Annotated in this window: 1 protein-coding gene; it reads right to left on the bottom strand. The window is 67.2% G+C overall.

Features of this window, described 5'->3' with window-relative positions; all coding sequences use genetic code 11:
* Positions 1 to 93 precede the first annotated feature (93 nt).
* Positions 94 to 1,443, bottom strand: coding sequence for an MATE family efflux transporter (locus ACXJKR_RS31425; protein ID WP_457326192.1), 1,350 nt, complete (start codon positions 1,441 to 1,443; stop codon positions 94 to 96).
* Positions 1,444 to 1,783 lie beyond the last annotated feature (340 nt).

The raw sequence follows: 1,783 nt of genomic DNA, 5'->3' as shown, positions 1-1,783 counted from the left end.
CGTCATGGGCATGGGGTGAGCAAGGCGGAAGGGGCGCATTGTAGAAAACATCCCTCAAGTTTTACTGGATAGGAAAATACCGATTCACGCGAATCAATGGGCCCGGCTGTGGCGCAGCCGCCGGTGAGCCGCACGGGCATGGGGCAGCCAGCCGAGTGTCGCCCAACGCCGCCACATCAAAAGGCCGCGAATCCATTCATCAGCGGCATAAGCAATCCACACGCCAACCAGGCCCCACCCCAGGTAAACCCCGAGAAACCAGCTGCCGCCCGCCAGCACGATGGCCATGGAGGCCGAGCCCACCATCACCGGGTAGCGTGCGTCTCCGGCGGCCCGCAGCGCGTTGATGACGACGAGGTTGAAGCTGCGCCCAGGCTCGACGAGCACCGTCCACCACAGCAGCGTGCAACCCAGCGCAATGATGGCCGGGTCGGAGGTGAAGCGGGTCAGCAGCCAGGGCCCTGCCAGCGCAAAAGCCGTCGAGACGACCAGCGCCAGCGCAATGCCCAGCGCCAGGGAACGCCGCACCAGCCGGTCAGCCCGACGCAACTTGCCCGCGCCGATCATGTGGCCGACCATGATCTCCACCGCAAAGCTGATGGCCAGGCTGAACATCAGGATCACGTGCAGGAACTGCGTCGTATAGGCGTGCGTGGCCAGCGCATGGGCGCCAAGCTGGGCCACGGCAGCCAGGCTGGTCATGAAGGCCAGGCGCCAGGAGATGTTCTCCGCCGCGCCGGGGATGCCGATGTGCAGCACGGTCTTCAGCGGCTTGCGCACCAGCCGCCACCAGTCGGCCGCGCGCAGCCGCAGGTTCAAGCGCGTGCGCCACAGCAAGATATGCAGCATCAGGCCCATGCCGCGCCCGCAGGTGCAGGCCAGCGCATAGCCCACCAGGCCCAGGCGCGGCATGGCCAGCAGGGCCACCACCAGCGTGACGACCTGGATGAGCACGACGACGGCCAGCGCCTCGCGGCTGCGCAGGTGCGAACGCATGACGCTGGACATGTTGGCGTTCCAGGCGTCCAGCAGCAGCGCCGGCGCCAGCGCCTGCAGCAGCGTCTTGGCCAGCGGCGCCACTTCGGGCGGCGCGTTCACCAGCGTCAGCAACGGGCCTGCCGCAATCAATGCCGCCACGGCCCCGCCCACGCCCAGCCAGGTGCTGGCGCCGACCACGGCGCGGGCCACCGCATCGGCCTGGTCGCGCCGGCCCGCACCCAGGGCCTGGGTGACAGCCACGCTGACACCGGCACCGATGACACGGAACAATACAAAGACCGCGGCGAACACCTGGTTGGCCAGGCCGAAGGCGGCGCCGCTGTTGTCGGACAGCCGGGCGGCCAGGCCGGTGCCGATGATGCCGATGCCGATGCCCAGCAGCAGCTCCAGCAGCATCGGCCAGGTCAGCGCAAACAGACGGGGACGAGCGGACAAGGCGGTCATTACCGGGTCTTAACGACGGGATTCACACAAGTCACGACAAGCTCGCCAGAATGGTTAGGGTCTATTGACCTGTGAATCGTCCCCGCGCTGGGGTGGCCAAGGGCGCAGCGCGTTGTTGCAGCCCTTGCCCAGGCGGCCAGCCTGGGCGGCGGACTGCGCCTAGCTCTGCACCCTTGGCCACCCCAGCGCGGGGACGATTCACAGGTCAATAGACCCTAACCATTCTGGCGAGCTTGTCGTGACTTGTGTGAATCCCGTCGTTAAGACCCGGTAATGACCGCCTTGTCCGCTCGTCCCCGTCTGTTTGCGCTGACCTGGCCGATGCTGCTGGAGCTGCTGC

It is taken from the genome of Roseateles sp. P5_E11 (assembly GCF_054049355.1).
The sequence above is the reverse complement of the archived record's forward strand: the minus strand, read 5'-3'. Positions and strand labels throughout refer to the sequence as shown.